We start from the raw sequence: 23557 nt of genomic DNA, 5'->3' as shown, positions 1-23557 counted from the left end.
CGGAGATGGAGGGTCAAGATCACCCGCCGATAATCAACTCAACAACCGCCCCACCAATCTCGCCAGCGATGAAAGCTGCGCGATCTTCCAGTAACTCATCCCGCTCCATATCCATTCCCAAGCCCATAACCATGCCCTCTTTGGTGTTTTTATGAGCATATCACGCATCTAACACAAAAATAAATCGCTTTATAAATCAAATAGCAATCGACAAAATCACCATATTATCGTTTAAGCGATTGATAAAATAAATCGCCTTAGCTATCATCACCTCATCGCGAAACACTAAGCGCATAAGGTTTAACGCTCAGCTGGCCGGCTATAAGGCAAAACAGAAGTGAGCTTCGCGGTGGTGAACTGCAGAGTTAAATCGCTCAACTGTGAAGATCAGCACCACGGCACCACCAGCGAAGTTCACTCAGCAATAGTGGAGAACATCATGGTTCATCAGCACTACGGTACACAGACGGTAAACCGCGGCGCAGTTCAGCCTGGAATGCTCGTCAAACACAAGGATTCAACCTGGACGGCATCAGCTAATGCTCGTGGTCGTTTGTATCTGCATCGCGGCGTTGAGATGACTTACACCAGGGATTTGCTGGTTGAAGTTTATCTGAACGGTCTGGGGAATGGCCTCAGCCATTAACGGAGAGTGTCATGCAAGACAAGAAATGCGGTTATTGCAGCAAACCGGTTAAACCGGAAGAGGTAATCAAAAGCACCCTTCTCTATCGCAACGGCTCACTGCTGGCGCGCAAAGAGAAAGAGTACTGTTCCAGACGTTGCGCTTCGCACGACCAGATGGCTCACGAAGGCTAACGTACACCCCGCGCAAGGCGGGATCTACGTCCGGTGGCACCGACCAAAGTTACACCGGAAACAACATCAAAACCAAAGTTAACCCAATGGGCGCTATCAATGGCCCGGGGATTCTAACATCCAAAAATGAGGATCTAACATGGAATTCTTTTATGTGGTCAAGGCCACTCAGAAATCCGGTAAGCAAGATGCAGTGATTTGGTTCACTGCAAAATCCGAAGCGCGCGCTGCGCTGACGCTCGATGTTGAGCTGGAAGACGCAGGCATCGAAACGGGTCGCGGTAAGGACTACACCAAACCGATTCGCACTGATTTCCCGGTGTACAACGACCTGCCAGAAGAAGGCGACGTTGATTTCACCTGGTGTGATCGTTATGAACTGGCCGAAGACCAGCGCACCTGGAATGTTAAACAACAGGCTGAAGATGAGTCTGTCGACGACGCAGATATTGAAGACAGCACCGCAGAAGAATCTCAGCAGTCAGAGCAGCCGAACCTGATCGTCGTTGCCACCCTGCCATTCCGTCAGCGTGTACTGGCTCAGTTCATCGGTGATGGTGAATATCTCTATCACGTCGACGCTGGGCAGAAAAACGAGATTGTCCGCCTTGAGATGGACACTGATGACGCATACGCCCAAAACCTGCTGCTGGCCGCTGAGAATGTGGAAGCATTCAAAAAAGCCATTGAGCACGATATTCATAAAGTCGTGAATGCCGTTAAGAAAGTCTTCCCTGTCGACGGTAAAAGACCGGAGCTGGCAACAGTTATCCAGTTCCTGACGGTGTGGTTCAAAACTGATTACATCGACCGTGGCCTGCTGGTCAAGGAATGGCAGAAAGGCAACCGTGTAACAACCATTAATCGCACACCTTCAGGTGCGAACGCCGGCGGCGGCATTGTCTCTGACCGTAAATACCCGCAAACCATTCTCGGTCTGGAGCATGAGATTGCTCTGGCGTTACGTGCCCGTGACCGCGAATTTGATATTTACAACGTCCCTCTGGATATAGAACTGCAGGCAAACTCCATCATGAATAAGATGGAAGATCCCGAATGGCTGGCGACTCGAGAGAGGTTCGTTTCAATTCCTGGTGGCCTGGACTACTCACGTGCCTGCATCATCGCAACAGTAAAAACCACACCAGAGGGGCTTTATGCTGATCCTGTAAAACACCAAGAATATTTGAATAGAGTACTGACGGAAACCGACCACACAAACCCAGATCCGTTGCTCGTTGATATAGCCTGCGGTCGTTCGTCTATGCCTGTACCTATGAAACAGGAAAAAGTAACGGCTGAAGAGGTAAACAAAATTCTTGCAGCTTCCCGCGGCGAATATGTTGAGGGGATTAGTGACCCTACAGACCCGAAATGGATCACAGAAGACCTCGCATCAAACGACCAACAAAAAGATGACCGTTCACCAGTTAAAGAGGAAACCACCAGCAATGTGCAGATGGAAGAAACTTTCAGTGATGAAGAACAGGCTGGTAATGAAGTGCAGCCAGGCGAAAGCAGTCTGGAAACTGGTGAAGAGTCACATACCGGCCAGCAGGCCGATGTGAAACAAAAACCGGAAAATGCGCATCAGAATGATGAATCTGCGCACCAAAACGCCCAAAAAGTGAATCAAACCGAGCCAGAATCTCAATCTGACGAACCGGCTGTTGTGTATCCCGCTTACTTCGAGCCAGGCCGCTATGAAGGTCTGCCGAACGAGGTTTATCACGCAGCGAACGGGATCAGCAGCACGCAGGTAAAAGATGCCCGCGTCAGCCTGATGTACTTCAACGCGCGCCACGTCGCCAAAACGATCACCAAAGAGCGTTCTCCAGTTCTGGACATGGGTAACCTGGTGCACGGCCTTGCGTTGCAGCCAGAGCAGCTCGATGAAGAGTTCAGCGTTGAACCGGTGATCCCGGAAGGTGCGTTTACCACAACGGCAACAATCCGCGTGTTTATCGATGAGTACAACGCAGGTCTGCCAGCGCAATTGAGCGCCGACGACATAAAGACATTGCTCGAGGAATACAACGCCACTCTGCCTGCTCAGGTGCCACTGGGTGGTTCCGTCGAGGAAACTGGCCAGAGCTACATGTCTCTGCCCGAAGAGTACCAGCGGATCGAAGCGGACCAGAAGCAGACCGCAGCGGCGATGAAAGCCTGCATCAAGGAATACAACGCCACTCTGCCTGCTCAGGTGAAAACCAGCGGCAGCCGTGATGCGTTACTCGAGCAACTGGCAATCATCAATCCCGACCTGGTGGCGCAGGAAGCGCAGAAGCCGCAACCGCTGAAAGTGTCCGGTACCAAAGCTGATCTGATTCAGGCCGTGAAGTCTGTTAATCCAGACGCTGTCTTTGCCGACGAACTGCTGGATGCGTGGCGCGAGAATCCGCAAGGGAAAGTGCTGGTCACTCGCCAGCAACTGAGCACCGCACTGGCCATTCAGTCGGCATTACTGGCGCACCCAACCGCCGGGATGCTGCTTCAGCACCCGAGTCGCGCCGTTGAGGTCAGCTATTTTGGCTTTGACGATGAAACCGGTCTGGAAGTCCGCGTGCGTCCTGACCTTGAGATCGACCTGGACGGCGTGCGCATCGGTGCTGACCTGAAAACCATCAGCATGTGGAACGTTAAGCAGGAAGGCCTGCGCGCCAAGCTTCACCGGGAAATCATCGACCGTGACTACCATCTGAGCGCCGCCATGTATTGCGAGACCGCAGCACTGGACCAGTTCTTCTGGATTTTCGTCAACAAAGACGAGAACTACCACTGGATCGCCATCATCGAGGCATCCGCCGAACTGCTGGAGCTGGGCATGCTTGAGTACCGCAAATCAATGCGTGCTATCGCTACCGGCTTTGACACTGGCGAATGGCCAGCGCCGATCACCGCTGATTACACCGACGAACTGAACGACTTTGACCTGCGCCGCCTTGAAGCGCTGCGTACTCAGGCATAAGGGGAACGATGATGGAAAACATGAATATCGTAACTGCAGAGCAACAGGCTCCGAACACTATTTCCGCCAGCAACGCCATTTTTAACGTTCAGGCATTAACGCAGCTTCAGTCAGTGGCGGGACTGATGGCACAGGCTGCCGTCACGGTTCCCGAGCATCTTCGCGGGAATCCTGCCGACTGCATGGCAATCATCATGCAGGCCATGCAATGGGGCATGAACCCTTACGCAGTGGCGCAGAAAACGCACCTGGTCAACGGCGTGCTGGGCTACGAAGCGCAGTTGGTAAACGCGGTGATCTCCAGCTCTAACGCCATCGTTGGCCGCTTTCACTATGAGTACGAAGGCGATTGGTCGAAATGCGCCAGCAGCCGCGAAGAGATCGTGAAGAAGCCTGCAAAAGGCGGCGGGACTTACGACAAGAAAGAAATAGTACGGGGCTGGAACAGCGCCGACGAGCAAGGCCTGTCGGTTCGTGTGGGCGCCGTCATTCGCGGCGAAAGTGAGATCACCTGGGGCGAACCGGTATTCCTCTCCAGCGTGATTACACGTAACTCTCCACTGTGGATTTCGAACCCGAAACAACAGATCGCGTATCTGGCCCTTAAATACTGGGCACGCCTGTACTGCCCTGCGGTCGTTCTCGGCGTGTATACCCCGGATGAAGTCGAGCAGCGCACCGAGAAAGAAATTAACCCGGCGCCGCAACGCGTTAGCCTGGCGGATATCTCAGGTGACACCGTCACAACCACGCAAAACGCACAGGAATCATCGGTAAATATCGGCTCACTGGCCGATGATTTCCGCGAGCGTATCGATGCCGCACAGGATGTGGACAGCGCCAAAGCACTGCGCGCTGACATCGAAAGCGCGAAGGTCACGCTCGGTTCTGCCCTGTTCACAGAGCTGAAGAACAAAGCGGTGAAGCGCTACTACCTGGTTGATTCACGTAACAAGGTTGAAGCCGCGATCAACTCCCTGCCGTCTCCGGATGAACCGGGCGCAGCAGAGCGATTCTCCGAAGTTGAGCGAGTACTGGCAACCAATAAGCGTCACATGGGCGACGAGCTGCACGATCAGTTCAGCATCACCCTGGCGGATATGAAACCGGAATACGTGGCCTAAGGGAGGCGGGAGGGTTCGCCCTCCCGGTAATGAGATGAGCAAATCACTAAATGCACGCTGTATCCGCCGCTGGGAAGTTGAGTTCAAGGGCCGCTGCGATTCGAAATTCAGTCTTTGTTGGCGTAAGCACCATCTGCGCGGGTACATCCGGGAGTGCGCCCTAATAACTGCGGACTGCATGGTTGAGCAAATGGCCGAAGATAACGCCCGAGTGGATTTTCAGGGGAGTGTAGGTGGATGGTCCCCAGAGTTCTCCGTCTGGTATGACGAACGTCGTGAGCAGTACCGGAAAGAAGCACTGAGCTACCTCAATGAAGATGCCAGCAATGACGAGATCGACGAAGAGATTCAGAACGAACTGGAGGCTTGGAATGACTGAGCGCGGAATGATTTTTAACGCAGAAATGGTGAATGCGATTTTATCAGGCCGCAAGGTGCAGACGCGGCGTCCTATCAAATGGAAACAGACTCGGTTCACTGAAATCGGTGAGCGTGAAGACGGTAGCAAATGGCCGTGGAGTGAAGACACTGAGAACGTCTGTGATTACTGGCATCCATGCCCGTTCGGCGCTGTCGGCGATCGCATTTGGGTGCGTGAAACTTGGGCCGAGGCAGGCGCCAGTGCACCTGATTTAACACTATACCGGGCTAATTATCCCGAACACGTCCCGCCACAGTATGAGAACGTGCCAACCGTCACCAGTATTTGCTGGACACCATCGATCTTTATGCCGCGCTGGGCATCCCGCATCCTACTGGAGATCACCGATGTACGCGTGGATCGGCTAAACGGTATAAGCGAGGCAGATGCGCGAGCTGAGGGGATGCCTTCAGCAGGGGAGTTGCTGCCTGATTATCCCGACACATACCTGACGCCAGTCGGAGACTTCGCTACAGCCAAGGTTGCTTTCCAGCGTCTATGGGAATCCATCTACGGCAAAGAGAACTGGCAAGCCGACCCGTGGGTGTGGGTGATCGAGTTTAAGCGTATCGAAGGAAATAGCCATGCGACTGATTAACCGAGGCAATCAGCAATCCCCGTTAGCGCGCCAGGCATGCGACATCGCACTGGCTACCCACCAGCAACGCTACGGCGACTATGGCCGCAGCAAGATGAAAGAGACGTACACGGTGAGAGTTGAAGGCGTGAAGGTCTGGGTAGAAGTAGTGAACCGCAAGGCCAGCTACGTGGCCACGGCGATGACAGGTATGCGCCGGCTGCGCGCACTGCCGGGTCAGGTTTCTTGATAACGATATTTCATTAACAGTTTTCCGGCAGCTCTATAATGAGTTGCCGGATCCGGAGGTAGTATGGCCAAGCTTCTTAATCTGCAGGAATGGGCGAATTCGACTTATTCAACCCCGCCGTCTCTTTCAACACTTCGCCGCTGGGCGCGGGAGGGGCGCATTTACCCTGCTCCGGAACTTCACGGAAAAGAATATAAGGTTCAGCCTGATGCCATCTATGTGGATCCGAGCAAAAAGAACCTTCGTCCCAAATCAAAACGCTTAGCGCTGCCAACTGGCGGCACTCTACTGGAGAGACTGACTCATGGCGAAAAGGCCAGTACGTTACGACGCTAACCTGCCCCGTAACCTGACCTATCGTAAAAGAGACAGGCTTTATAGCTGGCGAAACCCGATTACCGGTCAAGAATTATCTCTTGGCCGGATCGACAGAAAGGACGCCATTTCTCAGGCCATCGAGGCCAACAACTACATCGACCAAAATTACCTTCCGTCAGCGCTGCTTGACCGCATAAAGGAAACACCAACGTTTACGGTTAAAGCGTGGCTCGAGCGCTACGAAGTAATTCTTGAGCGAAGAGAATTGAAGCCCAACACGATGAAGGTCAGGCGCAATCAGATCGCCACTATCAGTGATGAATTCGGACGTATGCCGCTATCGTCGGTCAGCACGAAGGATGTATCTACTTTCCTGGAGAGTTACATACTCTGCGATAAGAAGAGTATGGCCTCAGGCCTGCGTTCGGTATTGTTGGATATTTTCAGGGAGGCGATCGTCGAGGGACATATTGAAAGGAACCCGGCAGAGCCGACAAGAACGCCGACGCCAAAAGTTAAGCGTGAGCGTCTTTTACTCGAGCAGTTCGAGATAATAAGGGATGCCGCAACCGCCCATTCCGAATGGGCTACAAACGCATGTGATCTGGCACTTGTCACCGGGCAAAGAAGAGAGGACGTATCGTTGTTCAGATTCAGCGATATCAGGGATGGAAGGTTGTTTGTCACGCAGGAAAAGACAGGTCACAAATTGGCGTTGCCACTTGATTTGCGACTGGACTCTGCTGATTTGGTGCTGCAGGATGTTATCGACCGTTGTCGTAAAAACAACCCGTCAGACTTCATGCTGTATTCAGCGGTGAGGCGTGGAGGCAGGAAGCCTGGTCCGTTAACTCCGGACGGAATTACCCAGGCATTTTCTGACATCCGGGATTCTACAGAGTTAAAGTTTGGCCCCAACCCTCCTCCTTTCCATGAGATCAGGAGCTTGGCGAGCAGGCTGTATGAAAGGGAGCGCGGAGAGGATTTCGCACAGAGACTGCTGGGGCATAAAAATTTAACAATGACCAAAAAATACCTGGACGCACGCGGTGCAGAATATGTTATGGTTTAGACAGGATATGGAAATTTCGAGTAATTTTCGTGGGATTTCGTGATAGCACCGAAAAAACCCAACGAAAACAAGCGCATAAAAAGAGACCGAATACGATTCCTGTATTCGGTCCAGGGAAATGGCTCTTGGGAGAGAGCCGTGCGCTAAAAGTTGGCATTAATGCAGGCTAAGTTACCCTGCCATTTAAGAATAGATGACAGCGCCAGGTTTTCCAGTCCGCGACCAAAGTGGCCTGAAAAAAAGGACGATTGTCACCCGCTAGAATGCAAAAACCGCAAGTTCTGCAGCCAGAACGTTGCGGTTTTTTATTGGAAATCAGAAAGCTACATCTGACAATTAACAGAGCTTTTCTGCACGCTCAATAAACGGGGCCAGGCTCATTTTTTCGCCAGATTTTGCCGGATCGTCAATCTGGATAATGTCGATCGGTTTGGCGGTCGTTTTACCGCTTGCCACCTGCTGTCTGGCAATATCGTTCAGCGGGTATTGCACCAGCGTGCTGGGGTTGATGACATACAGCGCATTACCCGGTCGGCACGTCAGCATCACTTCTTCGCGATTAAACGCCCACTTGTCTTTGCCAACCTCAAAGCGACTGACGGTAATAACCTGCGGCGCGGCCAATGCAGCTCCTGAACTTGCCAGCAGTAACACAGAGATAATCAATTTTTTCATACGTTTTGCCAGTCCATCAGAACGGTTCCAGGGTTGCAAACAGGCTGACGATTGCCAGCACGACGGCCCCTATTCCCCATTCAATCTTAGTCATCCAAATAAAATAGAGAGTCATGCAGCGATTATCCTGCTGCATACGTGGTACGAGAACATACCGGTTCGCCAGCGCAATCGCCACCATTAGCGCGACCAGCACACATTTTAACAACAGAAGTTGCCCATAGGCTGCATGCCAGGGAAAGGATAATCCGACAATAAACAGGCCGTTGGTGATGCCCGTCAGCAAGACGCCAATAACGAAAAGATGCCCAAAGCGGGAAAAACGCATCATGGTGGCGATCGCCTGTTGTTGCCAGCGGCCTTGCGCCATTCTCATACAGTAAAGAACGGGCAGCAAGCCGCCAAACCAGGCAGCGGCGCAGACCAGATGCAGAGCGTGATTAAGCTGCTGCACCGCCCGCGTTGCGCCGTCATGCAGCGTCGCATGTCCGACACCGGCTAATAAAATACACTGCGCAATCGTCAGCATCAGCAGCAGTCGTGACATACTGCGCGGCACAATGAGGGTCACCACCAGCGTAACCAGCGCGAGGATAATTTGCCATAGCCATACGCCGCCAAACTGCGTTTGCAGGACCGCTCCCCATATATCAACGGAGAAAACATCCTGCCAGCCGGACCCCATTAATCCCCCTTGGACAGCCAGCATCAGCGTCGCGCTGATAAAGCTCCACATCGCGGCATGGCGTTGCAGGCGCATAAAACGGCGCATCATTAAACGTCGTACCGAAACAGGTGCCAACCAGGCGCCGTACAGCGCACAGCCAAATACCAGCATTAAAGAGGTGAAATGGATAAACCGCAGCGTAACCCAGGTGAATGCCAGCATCGTTTTATTTCACGCTAAAGGTATAGTGTCCTTTGGTTTTGTGACCGTCTACCGACACAACGTGCCAGTCAACCGTATATTTTCCGGCGTCCAGCGATTGTTCCACAGGAACGATCAGTTGCGTCTTATCCTGCTCATTACGCGTCGCCTTACCCGTTTTAATCGGCTGCTGCTGTGGGCCTGTCAGCGTTGCACCGCTGAATGCAGGTTCAACGCCCTCTGAAAAATTCAGGGTCAGCGCCTCAGGAGACGCGGTAATCTGCGCATTCGCCGCCGGATTTAGTTGCGTCAGGTGTGCATGTGCCAGTGCGGCAGGAGAAATCAACGTGGAGACGAGAGCGATGAGAGCAAAGCGAAGTGAGGATGCAGATGAAGCCATATCAACTATTCCTTTTTGTTATGTCTAATCTATAGAGAATAACCTTCTACAATGAACGAGTCGAGAATCATCAATTCAGGCTTGCCATTAGCGCACACTCTTAGTAACTTTTGCGCGCTACGGGATACCTATAAGGAGAAACGCATGAATCTGGCCAAACTCGAAAAATCTGAAATGGATAAGGTCAATGTTGACCTGGCCGCCGCTGGTGTCGCCTTTAAAGAGCGCTATAATATGCCTGTTGTTGCCGAAGTCGTCGAACGTGAGCAACCCGCACACCTGCGAGACTGGTTTCGTGAACGGTTAATTGCGCATCGTTTAGCGTCCGTTTCCCTCTCACGTTTACCTTACGAGCCGAAAGTTAAATAAACCTTATAATACGTTACGATTCCTTACATGATGCCTGCTACAGTATAAGTATATTCTTAATCTATACTTTAGAGATGATTGTAGACACTATGAAAAGGAAGTCATTATGTCACACTGGAAAATTGCCGCAGCGCAGTATGAACCGCTTCAAACCTCACTAACTGAACACGTCGCCCATCACCTGCAATTCATCAGGGCGGCGGCCAAATGCCAATGTGAATTGCTGGTTTTCCCCTCCCTTTCTCTATTAGGTTGTATGGATGAAAGCGATGAGCTGCCAGCCCCACCCGATGAATCTCTGTTGCAGCCCCTCGCCCACGCCGCGGCGACGTATCGCATGACCATTATTGTGGGATTGCCGGTTGAACATAACGAACGTTTTGTGAAAGGTATGGCGCTTTTTTCGCCGTGGATGACCGCCCCCTTAATGTTCCACCAGAGCCATGGGGCTTGTATTGCCAGACAGCGAAATACCATTAGCGTTGTCGACAGCCAGCCAGAAGGCATCGATATTGATCCTGCGTTTTCACTGTTTACCACCTGCCAGTGCGTCAGCGAATCTGAACTTCTCTCATCAACCTCTCGCCTGCAACGTTTCTCGCATCAGTTCGCCATTGCGGTACTGATGGCCAATGCGCGCGGAAGCAGCGCATTATGGGATGAACGGGGCCGTTTAATTGTTCGCGCGGACAGCGGCTCACTGCTCTTAACCGGCAAGCGCACCTCTCAGGGTTGGCAAGGCGATATCATTCCATTACGCTAGGCGTTTTCGGCCAGGAGCATGGCATGCTGCGCATAATAGATACAGAAACCTGCGGTCTGCAGGGAGGCATTGTTGAGATCGCATCTGTCGATGTGGTTGATGGCAAAATTGTGAATCCGATGAGCCACCTGGTGCGACCCGACCGCCCCATCAGCCCGCAGGCAATGGCGATACATCGGATTACGGAAGCCATGGTGGCGGATAAACCGTGGATTGAAGACGTCATCCATCATTATTACGGTAGCGAGTGGTACGTCGCGCACAACGCCAGTTTCGACCGTCGCGTATTGCCGGACATGCCTGGGGAATGGATTTGCACGATGAAGCTGTCCCGCCGCCTGTGGCCGGGGATAAAATACAGCAACATGGCGCTGTATAATTCCCGCAAGCTGAGCGTACAAACCCCCGTTGGTTTGCATCAGCACCGCGCGCTATACGATTGCTACATTACCGCGGCACTGCTGATCGACATCATGAACACCTCAGGCTGGTCGGCAGAGCAAATGGTCGAGATCACCGGTCGCCCTGCGCTGTTAACCACATTTACCTTTGGTAAATACCGCGGTAAACCCGTTTCCGAGGTGGCAGAACGCGATCCGGGCTATCTGCGCTGGCTGTTTAATAACCTTGACAGTATGAGCCCGGAACTGCGGTTAACATTGAAGCACTATCTGGATAACGCCTAGACGGCCGCGTTGCCGGGCAACGTCCCCTGCGCCAGGCCAATCAAAAAGGCGAACTCAAGGGCCACACCTTCATAAGATTTAAAACGTCCGGACTTGCCGCCGTGACCGGAGTCCATATCCGTACACAGCAACAGTAGATTGTCGTCCGTTTTCAGCTCCCTCAGTTTCGCTACCCACTTTGCCGGTTCCCAGTATTGCACCTGGGAGTCGTGAAGCCCGGTGGTGACCAGCAGATGCGGATAAGCCTGTGTGGTGACGTTATCGTATGGGCTGTAGCTTTTCATGTAAGCGTAATATTCCACATCCTGCGGGTTGCCCCACTCTTCAAATTCCCCGGTGGTGAGCGGGATCGACTCGTCCAGCATCGTTGTGACTACGTCAACAAACGGCACTTGGGCAACCACGCCATGAAATAACTCCGGACGTTCGTTAATGGCGACCCCCATCAGCATTCCACCCGCGCTTCCTCCCATGCCGTAGCAGAGTGAAGGCGCTCCGTAGCCCAGTTTGAGCAGCGCGTCACAGACGTCGAGATAATCGTTGAAGGTATTTTTCTTCTGCAAGAATTTACCGTCTTCGTACCACTGCTGCCCCAGCTCACCACCGCCACGGACGTGGGCAATAGCATATACAAAGCCGCGATCCAGCAGGCTCAAACGGCTGCTGCTGAAATCAGCATCCATGCTGGCGCCATACGAACCATATCCATATACCAGCAGTGGATTTTTCCCTTTTTGGAAATGCCGCTGATGATAAACCAGTGAAACCGGCACCTCTACGCCATCACGGGCGGTTACCCACACATGCTCGCTGCGGTAGTTTGTCGCATCAAAACCGGGGACATCCGCCTGTTTGAGCACCCGTCGCTCTCCCGTGTCCATATCCAGTTCAAATAGCGTGTCCGGTGTCGTCATGGATGAATAACCATAGCGCAGCCGCGACGTCTCCGGTTCGGGATTATAGGCAAGCCAGGTGACATAAGCCGGATCGTCAAAGGCAATCCCAACCACTTCACGCGTCTTACGGTTGATCTGCCGCAGGCTGGTTAAGCCCTGCTGACGTTCTTCCACCACCAGCCAATCGGTAAACAGCGTAAACCCTTCCAGCATAACGTTTTCACGCGGCGGAATTAACGCTTCCCAGGTCTGTTCATCACGCACACGGGTACGGTACAGACCAAAGTTTTTACCCTGTCGGTTAGATCGCAGATAAAACGCGTGCTGATAGTGATCGAGGCTGTACTCATGGTCTTTACGCCGCGGTAAAAAAACCAACGGTTCAGCGTCGGCCAGCTCAGCGTCAAGCAGCAGAACCTCACTGGTGGTCGCACTGGCAATATGAATAACGACATAATGCTGCGAAGTCGTTTTGTGCAGACTGACATAAAACATATCGTCTGCCTCTTCATATACCAGCCTGTCTTCGGATGACGGCGAACCGATGGTGTGTCGCCAGACCTGATACGGCAGTAACGTTGTTTCATGCTTACGCACGTAGTAGAAAGTTTGCGAGTCGTTGGCCCAGACGAGTTCAGGCTCGACGTTGTCGAGGACTTCCGGATACCAGTTACCGCTTTGCAGATTGCGAAAACGCACACCATATTGCCGGCGCGAGAGATAATCCTCAGCCAGCGCCATGATGGTGTTGTCCGGGGAAATTGCCAGACCGCCCAGTGTATAAAACTCGCTGTGAGCTGCGCGCTGGTTTCCGTCCAGCAACGTATCCCAGGCATCCCACTCTTCGCTGAGCGCAGACTGACGCTGGTATATGGCATACTCACAACCGGGCTCATAGATATGCCGGTAGCGATAACCGTTTTTCACGTAGGGAGCCGAAACATCCTGCGGGGGAATACGGTCGATAATTTCTTTCAGCACGCGATCCTGTAATGCCTGCTGTGAGGCCATAACCTGGCGACCATAAGCATTTTCTTGCTGCAGGTAATCGAGGACCTCTGGCTGCGAGCGCGTGTCATCTCGCAACCAGTAATAATTATCGACGCGGGTGTCGCCATGTTGCGTCATGGCGTGTGGAATACGAGGAGCGTTCGGTAGCATGTCATTGTTCTTTTGCTTAATCATCCTATAAGGGTGGCAAAAGTCAGCAATGATGCAAGCGAAATATGCTCCTGCGCCGTAACTATTTAGCCCGGCAATGCCTGTTTTTGTTGCTTAAGATCTTGCTCAATACCTTCTCGAACATCCTGCGGGATCTTTAACGCATCGCCCAGCGCGTTCAGATAGCTGCGCTCCATAAAGTGGTCGATATCAATCGCCGCACAGCTGAGGAAGTAGATTTCCAGCGCCTCTTCTTCGTTGCGGATCCCCTGTGCCAGACGCTGAGGATCCAGCGGTTGCTCAATGGCGCGTTCAATCAGGATACGTCCCTGGTCTTCTACTCCCGCTTCACGCAGCTGCTGATCGATGGCCGCACGCTCTTTTGCATCGATATGACCATCGCTTTTTGCCGCAAAAACCAGCGCGAGGATCAGGCGTTCAGTCCGCTCATCCACCGGCGTACTTTGCACGCCAAACTGCGGCTCATCCTGATGCGCCGTGCGGACTTTATCTTTGTATTTGTTCCATAGCACGCTGCCAGCCACCGCGCCGCCACCTACGAGCAGCGCACTGGTGCCGTATTTGGTCAACAATTTGCGCGAGGATTTATTGGCTACCAGTAACCCCGCCAGTCCGCCTAATGCGCCGGGAACCAGCAATTTGCTCAGTCCCTGATCGCCCGAAGAAGACGCGGAAGATCCTTTTTGCCCAAGAAGAGATTGCAGTTGATTCAGCCAGTTAGCCATTTTGCCCCTCAAATACTGACGATTAATTATCACAGCGTACCCGAGGGGATGTCAGGAAGTGTCTATTGTAGCAAAAGATGCGCAAATACCAGGTTACTGCGCCAGATACTCTGCGCTGCCCGTTTTGCAATCAACCTTCACCTGATAGCGAATATCCGCACTCTTGCCGCGCACGGTAAGTGGTACCGTCCACTGCCCGTCTTTGCCGACAATGTCCTGTGGATTAACCCAGGCAACGGGATCGAGTTGTCCCAGTTTTTTCTGATCGTCAGCCCAGCGCACGATACGATTTTGCTGATAATCACGTTTCACGCTCGCAGCAATACCGTCGGCGTTCAGTCCCTCACACTTGGGAAACTGAACGGTCTTACTTTCCGTATTTGCAGCAAAGGTCGACACGCTGGCGGATAACAGCAGCAGGCTTAACAGCGTTTGTCTTTTATTCATTCTTTTCTCCTTTATCCCCTTCGTCCTTCAGGCCGCAGAAATGCAACGCGAAATCAGTTGGGTACAGCACAATGATTCAGGGAAAAGCATGGTACAAAACGCCGGGAGCGCAAGTCGGATCAGGCTGCTTGTGTGTCATCTCCGTCGGACGCCGTGTTTTCTACTGCCTGAGGCGACGGCAGTTTGCCGTTTTTCAGGATCGCACTTAGCACGTCTTTTTGCTCGGCCAGCCACAGAGAAAGCGCTTCACGCTGTTCATCTTCCAGCGCGACCGGCGACTGCTCCAGCCAGGTGTCTAGCAGGTCTGCTGTATCCAGCATTTTGTCATACGCATCGGCTTCCTTTTTGCTGGTAAACGACATTTTTTCCTCACCTTCCCGAATGACTACGTATTTAACTTCAACCGCCATTTTGCAGCCTCTTAAATTACCTGTAATTATGTACAGTATATTCTTTTTCAGCCGCAAAATCAACCTGGTAATAAAGACAGACGCAAACGTTTTCGTATATACTGCGCCCAGATAAAACAGGGGATTAATTTATGACGTTATTAGGCACAGCGCTGCGTCCGGCAGCAACGCGAGTGATGTTATTAGGTTCAGGGGAACTGGGTAAAGAAGTGGCGATTGAATGCCAACGCCTGGGTGTAGAAGTCATCGCCGTGGATCGTTACCCCGACGCACCAGCGATGCACGTAGCCCACCGTGCGTACGTGATTAATATGCTGGATGGCGAGGCATTGCGCGAGGTTGTCGAGCGCGAAAAACCCCATTATATCGTGCCAGAAATTGAAGCTATTGCGACGGATATGCTGGTAAAACTGGAACAGGAAGGTATGAACGTCGTGCCTTGCGCGCGCGCCACACAGTTGACCATGAACCGTGAAGGCATTCGTCGTCTGGCTGCTGAAGAGCTATTATTACCCACATCCTCTTTCCGCTTCGCCGATAGCGAAGCCCGCTTTCGTGATGCGGTGGCTGAAATCGGCTTTCCATGTATCGTGAAACCGGTAATGAGCTCTTCCGGCAAAGGTCAGAGCTTTATTCGATCCGCTGAGCAGCTTACCGAAGCCTGGGAGTATGCCCAGCAAGGTGGTCGGGCAGGTGCGGGACGTGTAATCGTGGAAGGGGTGGTGAATTTTGATTTTGAAATCACCCTACTCACCGTCAGTGCCGTTGACGGTGTGCACTTCTGCGCGCCGGTAGGCCATCGCCAGGAAGATGGCGATTACCGCGAATCCTGGCAGCCGCAGCAGATGAGTGAACTGGCGCTGAAACGCGCACAGGAAATTGCCCGCAAGGTCGTGCTGGCGTTGGGCGGTCACGGATTGTTTGGCGTAGAGCTATTTGTTTGCGGTGATGAGGTAATTTTCAGCGAAGTCTCCCCTCGCCCACACGACACCGGCATGGTGACGTTAATTTCGCAGGATCTGTCCGAGTTTGCGCTGCACGTCCGCGCGTTCCTCGGATTACCCATCGGCGCAATCCGCCAATATGGTCCGTCCGCATCAGCCGTTATCCTGCCACAACTCACCAGTCAGAATGTGACGTTTAATCACGTAGAAAGTGCCGTTGGCGCAGGTTTGCAGCTTCGTCTGTTCGGTAAGCCGGAAATTGATGGCTCACGTCGCTTAGGCGTTGTGCTGGCAACAGCTGAAAGCGTTGGCGAGGCGGTTGAACGGGCGAAGAATGCTGCCGCACAGGTGAACGTCGCAGGATAAAATATCGGGTCTTCTGGCCCGTTTTAAGGTATTCCGTCGGACCGAAAAGCGTAGTGGACTGCACCCCAAGATTGGTTATCTAACTGAATAAGGTGCAGTTTTTTTTGACTAAATCACAATATTCTCTGGAAACGAAACTGACGTTAGTTGACCGTATTCTCTCCAAAAAGGATCGGACCCTTCGCACAGCAAAACGTTTTGGATAAACAATTTTCGATAGGTGAAACCGACGCCTGGCTTGCTATCCCGACTAAAATGGCTGTACTGCGCTAAAAGCAAAAAGCCCGCTTAGTTTCCTAAGCAGGCTTCTTAAATTTGGCTCCTCTGACTGGACTCGAACCAGTGACATACGGATTAACAGTCCGCCGTTCTACCGACTGAACTACAGAGGAATCGTGTGAACGGGGCGAATATTAGCGATGCCAGTTAGCGTTGTCAAAGCCTGAATGGAGAAATGCGATCGTTTGCCGAATATTTCTTCATTTCGTTGCTTATTCAGACACGACGGGTTGTTTTATAGACTTTTCCCGTTCCGGACGCGGATACTTCCATAACCATCGCCCGGTGATCATGCGCCAGTAAAACAGCGCAGCACGCACTGCCCAGTCGAAGAACATCCCCATCCAAACCCCGACGACACCCCAATCTAAGACGATCCCGAGGGTATAACCTGCCACCACGCGACAGCCCCACATGCCCAGCATGGAAACCCACATCGCAAAACGGACATCGCGAGCCCCCTTAAACCCGGAAGGAAGAACCCACGATGCCGCCCATATCGGCATAAATGCCGCGTTGAGCCAAATCAGAACAACTATGACCTCTTTTACATCCTGATCGCGGGTATAGAACGAGGCCATTAATCCGGCAAAGGGAGCTGATAACCAGGCTATGGCGGTTAAACCAATTGTGGATAGCCAGAATACATGCCGCAACTGAATCTCAGCCTGGGCAATCTGTCCATTTCCCAGACGCCGCCCGGTAATAATGGTGGAGGCAGAACCCAGAGCATTGCCGGGCAGGTTAATCAGTGCTGCGATAGAGAAGGCAATAAAGTTACCGGCAATGACGCTGGTTCCCATCCCTGAGACAAACATCTGAGTGAGCAGCTTACCGCCGTTAAACAGTACTGATTCGATACTCGCAGGAATACCGATCCCCATCACCTCCCAGATAATGGCAAAATTCAACGGCTTAAAATAGCTCTTCAGGGGAATCCGCAGCGCCGGGTTAAAACCAATCATCAATACCCAGATAATGGCGACAGCGCCGATGTAACGAGAAATCGTCAACCCCAGCCCAGCGCCTTCAAACCCCAGCCCTTGCCAGGAAAAAATACCGTAGATCAGGATACTACTGATGATGATGTTCAGTATGTTCATACCGCCGTTAATCAGCAGCGGTATTTTGGTGTTTCCAGCACCGCGTAGCGCCCCACTGCCGATCAACGCAATGGCTGCCGCAGGATAACTGAGCACCGTCAGTTCAAGATACGTTAGCGCCAGCGCTTTAACCTCAGGTGTCGCTTCTCCGGCAACGACATTAATGATCTGTTCCCCAAAGTAATGAATGATCGCGGCCAGCACGACGGCAAAAATTGTCATGATCACCAGCGACTGTCTGGCTGCGGCTCGGGCTCGACGACGATCGCGTTTTCCCAGACTAAAGGCCACGACTACCGTGGTGCCAAGATCGATGGCGGCAAAAAATGCCATGATGACCATATTGAAACTGTCGGCGAGGCCGACGCCTGCCATCGCTTCTTTGCCCAGCCAGCTTACCAGGAAGGTACTCAGTACCCCCATTAAGAGCACGCAGGTATTTTCCAGAAAAATAGGTACGGCAAGCGGGGTGATTTCGCGCCAGAATAGAACTTTATAACTCTTGCGTTTGGCGTACCAGGGCGTGCGGGAAACGACCTGGCGTAAGGCAGCGGAGACGTTCAAAATGGACCTTAATGAAGAAAGTTGAAACCTCATTTCAAATGATGCGGGAGAATCAAAAAAGCTGCAAAGTTTTTTCCATATAAAATGTCTGTAAATGCAACAAACTGTCGAGAGAAGCACCAATTGATACGCATTGAAGGAAATGGGGTTTGACAAAATATTTTTCGCCGCTAAGATAAGCCTCCACACCGATTCCTCTGTAGTTCAGTCGGTAGAACGGCGGACTGTTAATCCGTATGTCACTGGTTCGAGTCCAGTCAGAGGAGCCAAATTTAAGAAGCCTGCTTAGGAAACTAAGCGGGTTTTTTGCTTTCTGCGAATATCCATTGCATCAATTAACGATGCCTTTGGATGCCGCATTTATACCCTTGAAAATATTAGGCTTTTGATTCTTCAGAGCTTTTGGTCAGACAGCGAGTTATATATCAATATGAATGGTACCAACAGGGACTTAGCGAAAAACCGGCCTTGGTGGCCGGTTCGTCGTTGCTATCGTTGACTCAGGGCGGTTTAGCTTGCACCGCGCAATTTTTCTACTGCCTCAGAAAGTCGCCTTAACACCTAACATTACGGAAGAGTCACTGTAGCCCTGATCGCCCAGTTGCTGGCCCACGTTCCCCCACATAGTGATATTCGTTGTCAGTTGCCCTTCGACACCGGTCTTGATCTCACCGATATTTCGGCTACCCGCCAAACTAACCCGCTCACCGTTTAGTAAAGTGCCAAAGTCCGTTGTGTTGTGTACCCAGTTAACTTCCACAAATGGTTGGAATGACCGTCCCTTACCCTCGTCCTGTTTACTGTGACCATGACCATACAAGCGGGCACCAAGGCGAGTTTGAATATTTCCCTGACCTTCGCCTTCCACACGAGTACCATTGGTTTCTTTGAAAGAATCAGCTTTCACACCCATCCACGTTATCTGTGCTTTCGGCTGTACATATAGCGCATTACGCTTGCTCAAATCCTTCAGTTTCCAGCTGTAACCAGATTCCACTGACGTCGTAAAACCTTTCGACTTATATCTTTCTGCCGCCACGCCTACTCCAGAAACCGTATTATCAAACCAACTGTATTGTAACCAGCTATCAACGTATGCCCCTTCCTGGCTGTGACTATTCTGTAGCCAGGTGCCGTAAAGACCTACGTTATATCCACTAATACTGCTGCTCGCCTTGTTTCGGTTGCGCTGGTTAACGGCGTTACTCTTCTGGTTTGCATAGCCGGCCATCACCCCAAAATGAAAACGATCGGTATTAGCGGCGCCCCACTGAACGATGTCACCGCCGACCTGCATTACATACCGATTAGCCTGAATATCAAGTTGACCGCTGCTGTCATGCTGGCGGGTATGGCCACCGATATTACGCTGCCACATACTGGTAACGTACTCTTCACCGGTCACGATATCCGTGTAGCGAGTTTCACCGAGACGATCCTGTAAGCGCGTGTGAAACAGAGTGTTTGCCGCAGCAAGGTTCATGCCATATAAACCAGCTTCAGGGCGTACCGCGTGTTCACGTGGAATCGGTACCGGAACAGATGGTTGGGGTATAACAGGCACGGCTGGCTCTTCCGCATCTGGCAGTTCTGGAAATGCCGGTTCTTCCTCTTCAGGCATTTCAGGAAGCGCAGGCGTTTCCGGTTGCTCAGCAGCGGGGTCTTCAGGTTGCTCTGTAACTGGCTCTTCTGGTACCTGCGTAATGGGATCTTCAGGTTGCTCTGTAACCGGTTCATCTGGTTCAGGCGATGGCGGTGTCAGTGCACTGCTGAGATACCAGTTAGCCTCTTTTGTACCTATTCCGCGATGCAGCGTGTAATCATAAGCCCCCGCAACAATGCGGCCATTTTGCTTAAACTCACCATAGGAATTACCGAGCACGGTAATAAGTTCAATGCCTTCCAGCGTTTCTGCCCCGACTCCACCAGCATTACGAATAGCAACATGAGTACTACCAGAGGTGTCGCCATGTACAACCATACGATCGGTAAGAGAGTCGTCATCTCCAAGTATGGTGTTCATGATAATATTTCCGTTGTTGCCATGGTAATCACCGGCAACAATGAGGGTCTTGAAGTCAGAGCCAGCAGTAAGAGACTGGAACACCCCACCGTTGATGGTTGGTACACGACCAGAATTAGTCAGTACTGAACCCTCGGTCTGACGACCCGCCATAAAGTTCAGGGTAGCGTCATTCAACGTCAAGTTGGTGAGTTCAGAATCACCGTTCATGTCCCAAACACTATTCTTGCCGTTGAAAGTTAAATTTATGAGCGGTCCGGCTGAAGGCGTGTATAGTCGCGTATCAACATCCCGGCGTACGCCTCCTGTACTATAAGCTAAATCCGTTACCCCCTGAAAATAAGAGTCATCACCTGAGATAATATTAATAGCTGAGGATTTCAGGGTGGAAGATGACAGATATGTAGTTTCAGATCTTATTCTACCCCATATATTTACCTTGTTATTATTTATAATATTTAATTCATTATCATAAGCGTGTAGTGTCACCTGTGAATATAGTGCGCTAACGTCCTTTTGTGAATTGTTATCTAAAAAAACTTTACTACCAAGAGAAACATCACCATTCACATTAACAGTAACTCCCCTTGGGCTAAACAAAGATACGTACCCCGTATCAGTAAGTATTGCATTTACATTCAGATTATCAACAACATAGTTTGTCCCGGCTTCAAATACAGGTAACACTCCCTCTCTACCATTATCTGTGTAAAGCAGATAAATATCACCCATGTAATTATATTCCGCACTCACTGACATTGCAGAACCGGAAAAAATTGCAGCAACCATCACTGCTATAAGTTTGCATGATGTTTTTAATTGACGAGCCATACTATCACCCTTGCGGCTGATAGTGGGGTTTGTTTTTTCTCGCCATAATCCTGAAGTTACACACACCAATCCGTATTTATTACACATAAGAAATCCACGCTAGATATAGTCACACAAAACAGACAATAGAATAGACAATTCGAATCCAAGCAAAGTGATTCAAAAGATAAATAGAAATACTCGTGGGTATATATTCCTATACACTGAGAACAAAACCAACTGAAATGGTCTTAAACAAAAGCACAGAACAAACAACTAAATATAATTGCATTTAAAGTTTATAATCTCAAATTTAAGACCAAAACAATGTACACAACCTTACGCATAGCCACTCCATGACAAAAACACCAAATGATCTGGGATGTTTTCAAGCTAAGTAATGGTTATTACAATGCCTTTTCACTTCACATACCAGACTCAATTTCACTCCACTTTGATTTCGGAGGGGAATAGGCAGAAAAATGACTTACAATCTCCTCAAGAGAATCAGAAATAAGTAACATGTCAGCATACATTTGCTGCATAAACCCATCACTTACCATTTTAGAAATCATTACTCTAAGCGGCTGATAAAATCCATTAACATCCAAAAATGCACAAGGTTTATGATGAATTCCTAGTTACCCCCATGTCCATTGTTCAAATACCTCCTCCAGGGTACCGGCCCCACCAGGCAGCGCGATAAAAAATGATGAAAGTTCTGCCATTCTTTTCTTACGCTGATGCATATCATCAACAATTTGCAAATCTGATAAACCTGTATGTGCAATTTCACGTTTAACAAGGGCCAAAGGCATCACTCCAGTTACATGCCCTCCATGTTGTAATGCTGAATCTGCTATAGCTCCCATTAATCCAACACGGCCACCACCATAAACAATTTGGAAACCAGTACTCGCTAGATGTTTACCCACATTTCGAGCAGAATGCATATAAACAGGTATTAAACCTTCGGAGGAGCCACAAAAAACACCTATAGACTTCATGATATTTCCTTATCATGGCTGAATCAGCTTTAGACAATAACTGTGCAATAACAATTAATGCCCCAGTAAAGGGGCATAGTAAAAAATCAAAATGCCATTTTAATACCTATTGTTGCCTGAGTATTCCTGAACCCCTCGGCACCAATCTGTTGGGATATATTCCCCCACAAATCAACACCATCACCCATGCTCCCTTCAATCCCTGTTTTCAATTCCGCAAGATTTCGTATACCCGCTTTACTGACGTGCATCCCATCAAGTGATGTGTCGAAATCGTGCGTGTTGTGAAGCCAGTTAATCTCAACAAATGGTGACATAGAGTGTACTTTGCCATCCTCCTCAGTATGTTTTTTACCTTTCATTGCCCCTTTGATCCCCAATCGACTTTGCACATTTCCCTCTCCAGAGAATGTCACTCGCGTACCATTGGTTTCAACATACTTATCCGCCTGCACGTTACCCCAAGTTATCTGCCCCTGAGGCTTTATAAAATACAACTGATTCGCACTCTCCCCCACTTTCCAGCTATAACCTGCTTCCACAGAGACAGTTACGCCATTGGAACGGTAAGTTTCTCCAGTAAGGGACTCTCCCTTCACGCTATTATTGAACCAATTATATTGGCCCCAAAGATCAACGTACGCGCCTGGATTATCATCACCATCTTGCAACCAGGTACCATAGATTCCTGCACTGTAACCATTTACAGAACTTCTGGCAGAATAGTCGTTAATATGATTCCGCGTTTTACCGTTTTGGTTCGCATACCCCGCCATAACCCCAAACAGCCAGCGGTCCTGTCCATTGCTGCTCCAACGAACAACATCACTACCTAATTGAGTAACATATCGATTTGACCGCGTGTTGTTCTGCCCACTACTGTCGCGGGAGCGGAGATGTTCACCTGTTTGACGCAACCACAAACCAGACTGCTCATTCCTGTCTGAATCAACTCCTCGAGCTCCACCCATACGATCCTGCAACGTTATGTTGAATAACGAATAAGCAGCATAAAGGTTGTCCACATACGCAGCTGCTTCCGGTCTTACCTGCGCGACGATGGGTGCAGGAACAGGTCCTGGCATTTCTGGTACATCCGGTATTACAGGCACATCCGGTATTACTGGTACATCCGGTATTGCGGGCACCTCTGGTATTACCGGCACATCCGGTGTAGTTGGTGCAGGTTCCGGGTCAAATAAAACCGGCGGTTCGCCCGTTGAGCTTGTTAGATACCAGTTACCCGAATTCATCCCCTGACCTCGAACAAGATCGTAGTCATACGCCCCAGCGACAATACGCCCTTTTTTGATGAAATCCCCAGTAGACGCCCCGTTCACGGTGATTAATTTGATACCTTCTACAGTCCGAGCACCATTACCACCGGTATTGGTGACGAGTACTTTAGTGATTCCACTGGTGTTACCCTCCACAATCATTTGATCGCCGGGAGAGGTCGTATCACCGTTTGGATTGGCCCCTATATTTCCA

General features: G+C 50.7%; 23 protein-coding genes, 2 tRNA genes and 1 pseudogene. 14 read left to right on the top strand and 12 right to left on the bottom strand.

The genetic code is table 11. The features are described 5' to 3' along the window. Nucleotides 1–439: 439 nt before the first annotated feature. The 9 genes from FDW95_RS08925 (at nucleotide 440) to FDW95_RS08890 (ending at nucleotide 7549) form a co-directional block, all read left to right on the top strand. Nucleotides 440–646 carry a hypothetical protein gene (locus tag FDW95_RS08925; RefSeq protein WP_016156718.1) on the top strand — a complete coding sequence of 69 codons (207 nt, stop codon included), beginning with the start codon at nucleotides 440–442 and terminating at the stop codon, nucleotides 644–646. 11 nt (nucleotides 647–657) lie between these two features. After that, nucleotides 658–819: a YdaE family protein gene (locus FDW95_RS23170; RefSeq protein WP_057064861.1), complete on the top strand. Its 162-nt coding sequence runs from the start codon at nucleotides 658–660 to the stop codon at nucleotides 817–819. A 139-nt stretch (nucleotides 820–958) separates the two neighbouring features. Further along, a complete protein-coding gene (locus FDW95_RS08920) occupies nucleotides 959–3787 on the top strand; it encodes a RecE family exodeoxyribonuclease (RefSeq protein WP_115258196.1) in 2829 nt (942 codons plus the stop codon). Between the two features lie 11 nt (nucleotides 3788–3798). Beyond that, entirely contained in the window at nucleotides 3799–4911 is a 1113-nt protein-coding gene (locus FDW95_RS08915; protein WP_115258195.1) for a RecT family recombinase, read from the top strand. A 34-nt stretch (nucleotides 4912–4945) separates the two neighbouring features. Beyond that, on the top strand, nucleotides 4946–5290 hold the full coding sequence (locus FDW95_RS08910; protein WP_115258194.1) for a hypothetical protein: 345 nt from the start codon (nucleotides 4946–4948) through the stop codon (nucleotides 5288–5290). Beyond that, a complete protein-coding gene (locus FDW95_RS08905) occupies nucleotides 5283–5930 on the top strand; it encodes a hypothetical protein (protein WP_115258193.1) in 648 nt (215 codons plus the stop codon). Before FDW95_RS08910 ends, FDW95_RS08905 begins: the two co-directional genes overlap by 8 nt. Further along, nucleotides 5917–6159 (top strand): DUF4060 family protein, encoded by a 243-nt coding sequence (locus tag FDW95_RS08900; protein WP_001237028.1) that lies wholly within the window; start codon nucleotides 5917–5919, stop codon nucleotides 6157–6159. The genes FDW95_RS08905 and FDW95_RS08900 overlap by 14 nt, the downstream gene beginning before the upstream one ends. 63 nt (nucleotides 6160–6222) lie before the next feature. After that, nucleotides 6223–6495 carry an excisionase gene (locus tag FDW95_RS08895; RefSeq protein ID WP_032170291.1) on the top strand — a complete coding sequence of 91 codons (273 nt, stop codon included), beginning with the start codon at nucleotides 6223–6225 and terminating at the stop codon, nucleotides 6493–6495. Next, a complete protein-coding gene (locus tag FDW95_RS08890; protein ID WP_115258192.1) occupies nucleotides 6464–7549 on the top strand; it encodes a tyrosine-type recombinase/integrase in 1086 nt (361 codons plus the stop codon). Before FDW95_RS08895 ends, FDW95_RS08890 begins: the two co-directional genes overlap by 32 nt. Before the next feature lie 336 nt (nucleotides 7550–7885). Here FDW95_RS08890 and FDW95_RS08885 read toward each other — a convergent pair whose 3' ends face one another. From FDW95_RS08885 to yobA, 3 genes are read right to left on the bottom strand one after another with little or no spacing between them, the layout of a single operon-like run. Further along, a complete protein-coding gene (locus tag FDW95_RS08885; protein WP_115258191.1) occupies nucleotides 7886–8224 on the bottom strand; it encodes a YebY family protein in 339 nt (112 codons plus the stop codon). A 16-nt stretch (nucleotides 8225–8240) separates the two neighbouring features. Continuing rightward, nucleotides 8241–9113, bottom strand: a complete 873-nt coding sequence (gene copD, locus FDW95_RS08880; protein WP_115258190.1) for a copper homeostasis membrane protein CopD — start codon at nucleotides 9111–9113, stop codon at nucleotides 8241–8243. 4 nt (nucleotides 9114–9117) lie between these two features. After that, nucleotides 9118–9492, bottom strand: coding sequence for a CopC domain-containing protein YobA (gene yobA / locus FDW95_RS08875; protein WP_115258189.1), 375 nt, complete (start codon nucleotides 9490–9492; stop codon nucleotides 9118–9120). Between the two features lie 144 nt (nucleotides 9493–9636). Here yobA and FDW95_RS08870 point away from each other — a divergent pair, with 144 nt between their 5' ends. From FDW95_RS08870 to exoX, 3 genes are all read left to right on the top strand, one after another. Further along, a complete protein-coding gene (locus FDW95_RS08870) occupies nucleotides 9637–9861 on the top strand; it encodes a DNA polymerase III subunit theta (RefSeq protein WP_115258188.1) in 225 nt (74 codons plus the stop codon). Between the two features lie 106 nt (nucleotides 9862–9967). Next, nucleotides 9968–10624 carry a carbon-nitrogen hydrolase family protein gene (locus tag FDW95_RS08865; RefSeq protein WP_115258187.1) on the top strand — a complete coding sequence of 219 codons (657 nt, stop codon included), beginning with the start codon at nucleotides 9968–9970 and terminating at the stop codon, nucleotides 10622–10624. Between the two features lie 23 nt (nucleotides 10625–10647). Further along, entirely contained in the window at nucleotides 10648–11310 is a 663-nt protein-coding gene (gene exoX / locus FDW95_RS08860; RefSeq protein WP_096756686.1) for an exodeoxyribonuclease X, read from the top strand. Here the strand turns inward: exoX and ptrB are convergent. The 4 genes from ptrB to yebG all read right to left on the bottom strand — a co-directional run bounded on the left by ptrB (nucleotide 11307) and on the right by yebG (nucleotide 14970). Then, entirely contained in the window at nucleotides 11307–13367 is a 2061-nt protein-coding gene (gene ptrB / locus FDW95_RS08855) for an oligopeptidase B (protein ID WP_137363479.1), read from the bottom strand. The two genes, exoX and ptrB, sit on opposite strands and share 4 nt — an antisense overlap. An 86-nt stretch (nucleotides 13368–13453) precedes the next feature. After that, nucleotides 13454–14113, bottom strand: a complete 660-nt coding sequence (locus FDW95_RS08850) for a tellurite resistance TerB family protein (protein WP_096756684.1) — start codon at nucleotides 14111–14113, stop codon at nucleotides 13454–13456. Between the two features lie 93 nt (nucleotides 14114–14206). Continuing rightward, the gene (gene yebF / locus FDW95_RS08845) at nucleotides 14207–14560 is read right to left on the bottom strand and encodes a protein YebF (protein ID WP_115258186.1); all 354 of its coding nucleotides are present in this window, start codon (nucleotides 14558–14560) and stop codon (nucleotides 14207–14209) included. Between the two features lie 119 nt (nucleotides 14561–14679). Further along, the gene (gene yebG, locus FDW95_RS08840; protein WP_115258185.1) at nucleotides 14680–14970 is read right to left on the bottom strand and encodes a DNA damage-inducible protein YebG; all 291 of its coding nucleotides are present in this window, start codon (nucleotides 14968–14970) and stop codon (nucleotides 14680–14682) included. A gap of 131 nt (nucleotides 14971–15101) precedes the next feature. Here yebG and purT point away from each other — a divergent pair, with 131 nt between their 5' ends. After that, nucleotides 15102–16280, top strand: coding sequence for a formate-dependent phosphoribosylglycinamide formyltransferase (purT, locus tag FDW95_RS08835; protein WP_115258184.1), 1179 nt, complete (start codon nucleotides 15102–15104; stop codon nucleotides 16278–16280). Between the two features lie 316 nt (nucleotides 16281–16596). Here the strand turns inward: purT and FDW95_RS08830 are convergent. Both FDW95_RS08830 and FDW95_RS08825 read right to left on the bottom strand, forming a co-directional pair. Next, nucleotides 16597–16672: transfer RNA gene (locus tag FDW95_RS08830), tRNA-Asn, on the bottom strand. Nucleotides 16673–16771: 99 nt separating this feature from the next. Next, on the bottom strand, nucleotides 16772–18259 hold the full coding sequence (locus FDW95_RS08825) for an EmmdR/YeeO family multidrug/toxin efflux MATE transporter (protein ID WP_283202154.1): 1488 nt from the start codon (nucleotides 18257–18259) through the stop codon (nucleotides 16772–16774). Nucleotides 18260–18419: 160 nt separating this feature from the next. On the opposite strand from FDW95_RS08825, the gene FDW95_RS08820 reads away from it, so the two are divergent. Beyond that, nucleotides 18420–18495, top strand: a tRNA-Asn gene (locus tag FDW95_RS08820). Between the two features lie 272 nt (nucleotides 18496–18767). On the opposite strand, the gene FDW95_RS08815 is transcribed toward FDW95_RS08820, so the two are convergent. The 3 genes and pseudogenes from FDW95_RS08815 to FDW95_RS08805 form a co-directional block, all read right to left on the bottom strand. Next, the gene (locus FDW95_RS08815) at nucleotides 18768–21080 is read right to left on the bottom strand and encodes an autotransporter outer membrane beta-barrel domain-containing protein (RefSeq protein WP_249358990.1); all 2313 of its coding nucleotides are present in this window, start codon (nucleotides 21078–21080) and stop codon (nucleotides 18768–18770) included. Between the two features lie 404 nt (nucleotides 21081–21484). Beyond that, a pseudogene (locus tag FDW95_RS08810) lies at nucleotides 21485–22066 on the bottom strand (TIGR00730 family Rossman fold protein). Between the two features lie 86 nt (nucleotides 22067–22152). Next, the coding region (locus FDW95_RS08805) for an autotransporter outer membrane beta-barrel domain-containing protein (protein WP_137363477.1) at nucleotides 22153–23557 on the bottom strand (1405 nt) is incomplete at its 5' end.

Origin of the sequence: Citrobacter sp. wls718, from assembly GCF_005280945.1 — a bacterium.
GTDB classification, from domain to species: domain Bacteria; phylum Pseudomonadota; class Gammaproteobacteria; order Enterobacterales; family Enterobacteriaceae; genus Citrobacter; species Citrobacter gillenii.
Note: the sequence above shows the minus strand (reverse complement) of the source record. Positions and strands in the feature narration are given on the sequence as shown.

Excerpts from the sequence above, each read along its gene's own strand:
- FDW95_RS08925 (WP_016156718.1), top strand. The coding sequence starts at position 440 with ATGGTTCATCAGCACTACGGTACACAGACGGTAAACCGCGGCGCAGTT.
- FDW95_RS23170 (WP_057064861.1), top strand. The coding sequence starts at position 658 with ATGCAAGACAAGAAATGCGGTTATTGCAGCAAACCGGTTAAACCGGAA.
- FDW95_RS08920 (WP_115258196.1), top strand. The coding sequence starts at position 959 with ATGGAATTCTTTTATGTGGTCAAGGCCACTCAGAAATCCGGTAAGCAA.
- FDW95_RS08915 (WP_115258195.1), top strand. The coding sequence starts at position 3,799 with ATGGAAAACATGAATATCGTAACTGCAGAGCAACAGGCTCCGAACACT.
- FDW95_RS08910 (WP_115258194.1), top strand. The coding sequence starts at position 4,946 with ATGAGCAAATCACTAAATGCACGCTGTATCCGCCGCTGGGAAGTTGAG.
- FDW95_RS08905 (WP_115258193.1), top strand. The coding sequence starts at position 5,283 with ATGACTGAGCGCGGAATGATTTTTAACGCAGAAATGGTGAATGCGATT.
- FDW95_RS08900 (WP_001237028.1), top strand. The coding sequence starts at position 5,917 with ATGCGACTGATTAACCGAGGCAATCAGCAATCCCCGTTAGCGCGCCAG.
- FDW95_RS08895 (WP_032170291.1), top strand. The coding sequence starts at position 6,223 with ATGGCCAAGCTTCTTAATCTGCAGGAATGGGCGAATTCGACTTATTCA.
- FDW95_RS08890 (WP_115258192.1), top strand. The coding sequence starts at position 6,464 with ATGGCGAAAAGGCCAGTACGTTACGACGCTAACCTGCCCCGTAACCTG.
- FDW95_RS08885 (WP_115258191.1), bottom strand. The coding sequence starts at position 8,224 with ATGAAAAAATTGATTATCTCTGTGTTACTGCTGGCAAGTTCAGGAGCT.
- copD (WP_115258190.1), bottom strand. The coding sequence starts at position 9,113 with ATGCTGGCATTCACCTGGGTTACGCTGCGGTTTATCCATTTCACCTCT.
- yobA (WP_115258189.1), bottom strand. The coding sequence starts at position 9,492 with ATGGCTTCATCTGCATCCTCACTTCGCTTTGCTCTCATCGCTCTCGTC.
- FDW95_RS08870 (WP_115258188.1), top strand. The coding sequence starts at position 9,637 with ATGAATCTGGCCAAACTCGAAAAATCTGAAATGGATAAGGTCAATGTT.
- FDW95_RS08865 (WP_115258187.1), top strand. The coding sequence starts at position 9,968 with ATGTCACACTGGAAAATTGCCGCAGCGCAGTATGAACCGCTTCAAACC.
- exoX (WP_096756686.1), top strand. The coding sequence starts at position 10,648 with ATGCTGCGCATAATAGATACAGAAACCTGCGGTCTGCAGGGAGGCATT.
- ptrB (WP_137363479.1), bottom strand. The coding sequence starts at position 13,367 with ATGCTACCGAACGCTCCTCGTATTCCACACGCCATGACGCAACATGGC.
- FDW95_RS08850 (WP_096756684.1), bottom strand. The coding sequence starts at position 14,113 with ATGGCTAACTGGCTGAATCAACTGCAATCTCTTCTTGGGCAAAAAGGA.
- yebF (WP_115258186.1), bottom strand. The coding sequence starts at position 14,560 with ATGAATAAAAGACAAACGCTGTTAAGCCTGCTGCTGTTATCCGCCAGC.
- yebG (WP_115258185.1), bottom strand. The coding sequence starts at position 14,970 with ATGGCGGTTGAAGTTAAATACGTAGTCATTCGGGAAGGTGAGGAAAAA.
- purT (WP_115258184.1), top strand. The coding sequence starts at position 15,102 with ATGACGTTATTAGGCACAGCGCTGCGTCCGGCAGCAACGCGAGTGATG.
- FDW95_RS08825 (WP_283202154.1), bottom strand. The coding sequence starts at position 18,259 with ATGAGGTTTCAACTTTCTTCATTAAGGTCCATTTTGAACGTCTCCGCT.
- FDW95_RS08815 (WP_249358990.1), bottom strand. The coding sequence starts at position 21,080 with ATGGCTCGTCAATTAAAAACATCATGCAAACTTATAGCAGTGATGGTT.